The following is a 7,196-nucleotide window of genomic DNA, read 5'->3' as shown; positions in this document are numbered from 1 at the left end:
TTCTGCAACCCAGGCCACCAACGGTGTCGCTGGAGATACAATCCAGAAGGGTGAAGCTCTGACCTTGCGGTTCTTCGAACAGAACATTCTGACGGACGTGAACCCGAAGGCTCCCGATGGTGGCACTGAGCGGCTGGACCCGACCGCGAGCGCCAGCGGCGTCGTCATCAAGTTCGACGGCGTCGGCAACAGTGAAGACCTGGTCCTGATCCTCGACCTGAAGGATGCCAACGGGAACGAGGTGACGAGGGCGGTCAACGTGCAGAACTCGGACCTGATCAAGGGGAACGCCAATATCCCCTCCCCGTACAGCACCGAGTTCACGCTCGATAACAACGATGCGCTGCTTATCCTCGAACAGAACGACTACACGGTCGCTGGCGAGACATACCAGATACAGGGCATCCAGATCATGCAGAGCGCCAACGGGTTGACGGGCACCGCCATCAACCTGAACGGGGGCATCGGAGCCAGTGGCGGCAGCAATGCCACCAGCGGCCTGACAGCTTGGGACCCGACCGATAACGATGTCCTGAAGATCGTGGACATCGGGTTTGTGCAGCAGACCAGTGGGACATTCAACGCCAACCTCGACTTCAGCTTCGCTTTGGCTGACGCGGACGGCGATCCGACTGCAACGCAGCACATCCCGGTGACCGTCAGCAACGACTACATCGTCTAGCACTGAGCCAAGGGGAGGCAGTTAGCGCTGCCTCCCTCCCCCTGTGGACACAATCGCGTGCCTCGCGCGCCTGTTGCAACCCGCACGCCGAGCAGAGACATAACATGGCCAAACCAGCTAACTCACGTCCCTCTGCCCTGCAGGTGGTGATGAAAGAGGCCAGACGCGCCATCCGGCCGCTCGTCTGGTTCAGCGCCGGGATCAACGTGCTGATGCTGACCGGGGCGCTGTACATGCTCCAAGTCTACCACCGCGTGCTGGGCAGTCACAGCACGGAGACACTGGTCGCCTTGACGTTGATCGCGGCCACGGCGCTCGCGACAATGGCGGCACTGGAAGTGGTGCGCCAGCGCCTGCTGGCCAAAGTCGGAACGTGGATGAACGCGCGGTTAGCGCCGGTTCTCCTGACCGCATCGGTAGAGTACGCCGCCGCGGCGCCCGGCCAGGTTACCACCCGCGCGCTACGCGACCTGGATCAGGTGCGGAATTTCTTCACAAGCCCGAGCATCTACCCGATCCTGGACGCGCCTTGGGCGCCGATCTTCTTCGCCGCCATCTTCCTCATGCACCCCTGGTTGGGCTGGCTGGCATTGTGCGGTGGGATTGTATTGCTGGCACTGGCGATCCTGAACGAGTACATGACACGCAAGCCGCTGACGGAAGCCGGCAGCGCACAGGTCCGGGCTTACACACAGGCTGACGCCGTGATCCGGAACGCCGAGGTCGTGCAGTCCATGGGCATGTTGAAGCCCCTGCTCGAAATTTGGAAAGTCCACCAGGACGAGGCGAACGACGGACAATCCCGCGCCAGCAGCCGGGGCGGCACCATCTCGGCCATCGCGCGCTCCTTCCGTCAGGCCCTCCAGATGGCCATCCTCGGCCTCGGCGCTTATCTTGTACTGCGGAACGAGGCTTCAGGCGGCATCATGATCGCCGCTTCCATCCTGATGGGCCGCGCGTTGGCCCCGGTCGAACAGGCGATCAGCACGTGGAAGGCGACCGTAGGGGCCCGCGCCGCCTACAAACGCCTGGTTGCAGTCGCCGGTCAGTACCAGGAGGCCACACCGGCCTTGCCGTTGCCGCGCCCGAAAGGCAGGTTTGAGGCCGACAACATCGGACTCGCCCGGCAGGGCGGCGGCGAGCCGATTCTGAAAGGAATCAACTTCCACCTCAACCCCGGGGAAGTGATGGCGTTGATCGGTCCGAGCGCGGCCGGCAAGACAAGCCTGGCGCGCGTGCTGGCCGGCGCCTGGCGCCCATCCGCAGGCCGTGCGTTGCTCGACGGCATGGACGTCGCCCAATGGGCGTCGGAGGACCGGGGCCGCCACGTCGGCTACCTGCCGCAAGACATCGAGCTCTTCGCCGGCACCGTCTCGGAAAACATCTGCCGCTTCGCCACTCTCAATCCAACGGTCTTCAACAGCGTGATCAAGGCCGCGCAGCTGGCCGGAGTCCACGAACTGATCAAGGGACTGCCGAAGGGTTACGCCACCGAGATCGGCGAATCCGGCGCCGTCCTGTCAGGCGGGCAGCGCCAGCGCATCGGGTTGGCGCGGGCACTCTACGGCGACCCGGCACTCCTTATCCTCGACGAGCCCAATTCCAACCTCGACAAGGAGGGCGAAGACGCGCTGGCCGCCGCCATCGGCATCGCCAAGGCGACGAAAACGACCGTCATCCTGATCGCACACCGCCCTAACATCATGGAGAAGGTCGACAAGGTGTTGGTCATCAACCGTGGCCAGCAAGACCTGTTCGGTTCACGTGACTATGTCTTCAACGAACTCGCCGCGCGCATCCGCCAGGTGAGCCAGATACCTGTGAGTCACGCGCCAGAAATCTCCGCCGCCGTGATCGGCGTCGGCAACGGGCCAAGCCCCTCTTCAAAGCGTCCGTCGCGTCAAAGTGCATTGAGCACGACCGAAGTGGCGAACCAGGCATGAAACGAGGACAGATATGAGCGTCGTGCTGTTACCCACCCCGCCACCCTCTCTGCTGAAACCGCTGCCCTTGCGCCTGACAGGCGTGACCTGCACCGGCTTCGCGATCATGTTCCTGTTCTTCGGCGTGGCCGGGGGCTGGGCGGCTCTGGCGCCGTTGGACAGCGCCGCTGTGGCGCCGGGCGTTATCAAGGTCGCCGGCGACCGCAAGCTGATCCAGCACCTCGAGGGCGGCATCATTGCGGAGTTGAACGCCGCCAACGGGGATATCGTCAAGGCGGGCAAGATCCTCGTCCGGCTCGACGACACGCAGGCAAAAGCGCAGCTCGACCTGATCCAGAACCGGATAGCAACGCGTGAGGCGCTGGCCGCGCGTCTCAGGGCCGAGCGTGACGGCAGGGCCGAGATCGAGTTTGATCCGGCGTTGCTTGCAAACCCCGCCGCCGCCGCAAAGGACGCGGTGGCCGCACAGCGTGACGTGTTCGCTGCGAAGCACCACAATCTGGCGGACGAGCGGGAAATCCTCAGCCAGCGCCGCCACCAGACCGAGGAGGAGATAAAGGGACTGGAAGAGCTTATCGTCACCAAGGACAAACAGATCGAGGCAATCGAGGGTGAAAGCAAAGACCTTGAGGGGCTGCTCAAGAAAGGGCTGACCACCCGCGAACGGAACCTGTTGCTCAGACGCCAACAGCGGGAGATCGAGGGGGAGCGCGCCACCAATGTCGCGGCAATCGCCCGTGCCGGAAGCGCAATGGCCGAGATCGACATGCAGATCCTGAACCTCAACACAGTGCGTCTGAACGAGGCCGTCGACGAGTTGAGCAAGGTCGAGGCGGAATTGTTTGACCTCGGACAGCAGGAGCGTTCCGCCAGGGACGTGCTGAGCCGTACCAACGTCGTCGCGCCCGTTGACGGCATCGTCATGGAGCTGAAGGTCCATACGGCGGGCGGTGTCGTGAAACCCGGTGAGACATTGATGACGATCGTACCGCTCGGACAACAACTCGTGGTCGAGGCCATGGTCAAGCCGGAGGATGTCGAGACGATCACACCCGGACAGCCCGCGCGCGTCAGCTTCCCGGCCTTCGCCCGCTACAACCTGCCGCCGCTCGAGGGTGTCGTGGAGATCGTGTCGGCTGACCGCATGGTTGAGGAACGAAGCGGCGCACCGTATTTCGCCGCGACGGTTCTGATCGACAAAAGCGAACTCGGCAAGCTGGAGGGCCGCAAGCTGCTGCCCGGCATGTCGAGCGAGACGATGATCCGGACGGGGGCTCGCACCGTTCTCTCTTATCTCGCCGAGCCGATCACGCAGAACTTCCGCCGGGCGATGCGGGAAAAATAGCCGTACGCCGCCCAGCGAAATTCAAGACAGCAGCATTCGCCCGGCCGTGATCGCCAGGAAGAATGCAAAGGCAAGTTTCAGGTAGCGCGGATTGAGCGCGTGGGCGAGCCTTGCGCCCAAGGGTGCGAACAGGAAGCTCACGGGCGCTATGATGGCAACCGCCGGCAGGCTGACGTAACCCAGGCTGAGCGGAGGCCTGCCTGCAATTGCGAGACCCGACCAGATGAAGCCGGCCACTGCCGGAAGCGCGATAAGCAGGCCAAGCGCCGACGATGTGCCGACGGCCCGGTGCACCGGAAAGGAAAAGCTGGAAAGCGTCGGCACCGAGAGCGTGCCGCCGCCAATTCCCATGAGCGAAGAGACAAAGCCGATCACAGAAGCGATCGCACGGTTGATCCAGCCGCTCTGCGGCAAGTGATCGGAGATCACGAGGTGCTTCGGCAACGCCATGTTGAGGGCCACCAGCAGGCCGACGACGCCGAAAACCAGCCGCAAGCCGGCGCCCGGGATGAACTTCGACGTGATGCCACCGATCAGGGCACTCACGAAAACGGCCGGTCCCCACAGAGTGAGCAGAGGCCGATCGACATTGCCGCGCCTGTTGTGCGACCGCATTGACGAGATCGAGGTGGGGATGATGACCGCAAGCGACGTCGCGACAGCCAGATGGCTGATCACAGCAGGCGAAAAGTGGAACAGGCTAAGCACCCAGAACAGCACCGGGACGATGACGATGCCGCCGCCGACCCCCAGCAGACCGGCGAGCACGCCGGAGGCCATTCCGGTCATGGCCAGACCGGCGACCAGCATTGCAATCGTCAGCCCGTCGAAAGCCGACGTGTCGAATCCGAAGTCCACTGTGATTTTTCCTTGATTGGCCGCGCTCGTCCGCTGCTGCGACCCCATGCAGGTCGCCCGGAAATGCGCAACAGGTTTTGGGATGCGCTTTGGCTAGTGGCGCACCATCCCGGCGTCGACATTGAGCGTCTGGCCGGTGATCCAGCGCGCATCGTCGGAAGCCAGGAACGAGACCACATCGGCGATATGTTCCGGCTGCCCCTTGCCTTTCATCGCCTGAAGCATCTCGACGAAGCCGAACGCCTCATTGTGCGGGCTCGCCTTGACGCCGTCGCTCTCGACCAGGCCGGGCGTCACCGCATTGGCGGTGATGTTGTATTTGCCGAGTTCGGTGGCGAGCGCCCTGGTGAAGCCTATGACGCCGCCCTTGGCCGCGACATAGGCCGCCATGTTCGGCGTGCCGGCAAAGAAGGTGTTGGATGCGATGCTGATCACCCGCCCAGCTTTGCCTGCCGCACGCATCTGGTCCGTGCCGGCGCGGCTGACGATGAAGGTGCCTGTCAAATTGACGTCGATGATCTTGCGCCAATGGTCGAGGTCGACATCGTCCCAGGCGACGAACGGCACGATGCTGGCATTGTTGACCAGGATGTCGATGCCCCCGGTCAGGGTCTGGATTTCGGCGAAGAGTGCCTTGACGGAGGCCGGATCGGAAATGTCGGCGGCAATCGCCCTCGCCCTTCCGCCTATTGCCGTGGCCGCCGCCTTGGCGCCTTCGGAATTGATGTCGCTGACGATGACGGTTGCCCCGTCGGCGGCGAGCCGCGCGGCGATCGCCTTGCCGATACCCTGCGCAGCGCCCGTAACCAGGGCCGTCTTCCCCGCAAGCCGTTCAGTCATGAAAATGCTCCCTCAATCCGTGGTGATATCTGTTCAGGCGTCGGCGTCGATCACGGCCAGCGCCGCGTCGATACCCCTGCCGATCGCCAGTTTCTGGCCGGCCGCGTTCATGGCGCCGCCAAGTGCCGTCAGCGCCGCGATCGCATAGATCGGCTGGGCGGTCGGACCCATATGGCCGATGCGCGTCAGCTTGCCCAATGTCTCGCCGCGGCCAGACGAAAACACCACCCCGTAACGGGCACGGGCAGCCTGGCGAAGCGCCTTCTCGTCGACGCCTTCGGGGGTGCGGACAGCGGTCGTGGTCGGCGACGCGATGCTGTCGCTGGCGGCCCAGATCGACAGGCCCATCGCGGTGACGCCGGCGCGCATGGCCTTGGCGGTGAGCGCGTGGCGCGCCCATACCGCCTCCGGCCCCTCATTGAGATAGAGGTCGAGCGCGACATCGAGCCCGTTGATCTCCGAGACCGACGGCGTGAACGGAAACGGCTTTTCCCGCGACCACGCATGCTCCCAGTCGACGATGCTCAGCATCGACGCGCGGGGGGCTGCCTCGTTGCCCTTCATCTTGGCCCAGGCCCGCTCGCTGACGCCCATCATCGTCAGGCCGGGAGGCGCCCCCAGGCATTTGTTCGGGCCGGTGACATAGATATCGGCCTTGCAATCCTGCGGATGCGTCCTCATGCCGCCAAAGGACGAGACGGCATCGACGATGAGATAGCCGCCATGCGCTGAAACCAGCGCACCGATGGCGTCGATCGGATTGATGGTGCCGGATGGCGTGTCATGGTGGCAGACCGACACGATGGTGATTTCCGGATGCTTCTTCAGCATTGCCTCGACCGCCTGCGGATCGATCGCCTCGTTGTAGGGCACCTCGATCTCGAGCAGATGTGGCGAATAGCGCTTCGCCCAATAGCCGAACCCCTTGCCGTAAACGCCGGAGGCAAGGTTGAGCACGACATCGTCCGGCGTGATCAGCGAGGCCGCGGCGGCCTCCAGGCCAAGCACCGGCTCGCCATGCAGGATGACCGGCTTGTTCGACAGCCGCATCGCCTTTTGCGCCTTGTCGACCACACCCTCATAGAAAAGCTGGAACGCCGGGTCGTAGTCGTAGAGCACCGTGCGGCCGAGACCGCGCAGCACTTCGGCATAGGCGTTCACCGGTCCCGCGGTCAGGGTGATGATCGGATCGGCGTGTTCGAGATAGCGCATCGTCTTGTCTCCGGATTGGCGGCGGTCAGCCGTAGAATTGCGTGCCGGTCTTGTAGGTCTTGAAGTTGTCCATGTCGTGCGAGTACATCAGCTCGGCGCCATGGTCTTCGGCGAGTTTCTTCACCTTGCGCATCGAATTGACGCCCGCCACCGGATCGATGTGGAAGGCCGCCTGGCACAGCGTCTCGAGGCTCTTCTGCGTATAGGCCGCATCGATCGTGAACATGATCGGCTTGCGCTTGGGGAACTCGACCAGCAGGCTGTAATGGCCGATCGAATGGCCGGGCGTCGAGATCAGCCGGACGCCCCTGGCAAG

5 protein-coding genes and 2 pseudogenes are annotated in these 7,196 nt (G+C 63.7%); 3 read left to right on the top strand and 4 right to left on the bottom strand.

The genetic code is table 11. The annotated features are described in order from the left end of the window. From EN925_RS39680 to EN925_RS16030, 3 genes and pseudogenes are all read left to right on the top strand, one after another. Positions 1-682, top strand: a pseudogene (locus EN925_RS39680) (hypothetical protein); the annotation flags it as partial. A gap of 104 nt (positions 683-786) precedes the next feature. Then, on the top strand, positions 787-2,625 hold the full coding sequence (locus EN925_RS16035; RefSeq protein ID WP_127368233.1) for a type I secretion system permease/ATPase: 1,839 nt from the start codon (positions 787-789) through the stop codon (positions 2,623-2,625). 13 nt (positions 2,626-2,638) lie between these two features. After that, positions 2,639-3,970, top strand: a complete 1,332-nt coding sequence (locus tag EN925_RS16030) for an HlyD family type I secretion periplasmic adaptor subunit (protein ID WP_127368232.1) — start codon at positions 2,639-2,641, stop codon at positions 3,968-3,970. A gap of 21 nt (positions 3,971-3,991) precedes the next feature. On the opposite strand, the gene EN925_RS16025 is transcribed toward EN925_RS16030, so the two are convergent. The 4 genes and pseudogenes from EN925_RS16025 to EN925_RS16010 all read right to left on the bottom strand — a co-directional run. Then, entirely contained in the window at positions 3,992-4,828 is an 837-nt protein-coding gene (locus EN925_RS16025) for a sulfite exporter TauE/SafE family protein (RefSeq protein WP_127368231.1), read from the bottom strand. A gap of 93 nt (positions 4,829-4,921) precedes the next feature. After that, positions 4,922-5,668, bottom strand: coding sequence for an SDR family NAD(P)-dependent oxidoreductase (locus EN925_RS16020; RefSeq protein WP_127368230.1), 747 nt, complete (start codon positions 5,666-5,668; stop codon positions 4,922-4,924). A 33-nt stretch (positions 5,669-5,701) separates the two neighbouring features. Then, the gene (locus tag EN925_RS16015) at positions 5,702-6,880 is read right to left on the bottom strand and encodes an alanine--glyoxylate aminotransferase family protein (RefSeq protein ID WP_127368229.1); all 1,179 of its coding nucleotides are present in this window, start codon (positions 6,878-6,880) and stop codon (positions 5,702-5,704) included. Between the two features lie 25 nt (positions 6,881-6,905). Beyond that, positions 6,906-7,196, bottom strand: a pseudogene (locus EN925_RS16010) (N-acyl homoserine lactonase family protein); the annotation flags it as partial.

It is taken from the genome of Mesorhizobium sp. M7A.F.Ca.US.006.04.2.1 (genome assembly GCF_004022915.1).
Lineage (GTDB): Bacteria > Pseudomonadota > Alphaproteobacteria > Rhizobiales > Rhizobiaceae > Mesorhizobium > Mesorhizobium ciceri.
Note: the sequence above shows the minus strand (reverse complement) of the source record. Positions and strands in the feature narration are given on the sequence as shown.

Bases quoted from the DNA above. Each gene is read 5' to 3' on its own strand.
- EN925_RS16035 (WP_127368233.1), top strand. From the start codon at position 787: ATGGCCAAACCAGCTAACTCACGTCCCTCTGCCCTGCAGGTGGTGATG.
- EN925_RS16030 (WP_127368232.1), top strand. From the start codon at position 2,639: ATGAGCGTCGTGCTGTTACCCACCCCGCCACCCTCTCTGCTGAAACCG.
- EN925_RS16020 (WP_127368230.1), bottom strand. From the start codon at position 5,668: ATGACTGAACGGCTTGCGGGGAAGACGGCCCTGGTTACGGGCGCTGCG.
- EN925_RS16015 (WP_127368229.1), bottom strand. From the start codon at position 6,880: ATGCGCTATCTCGAACACGCCGATCCGATCATCACCCTGACCGCGGGA.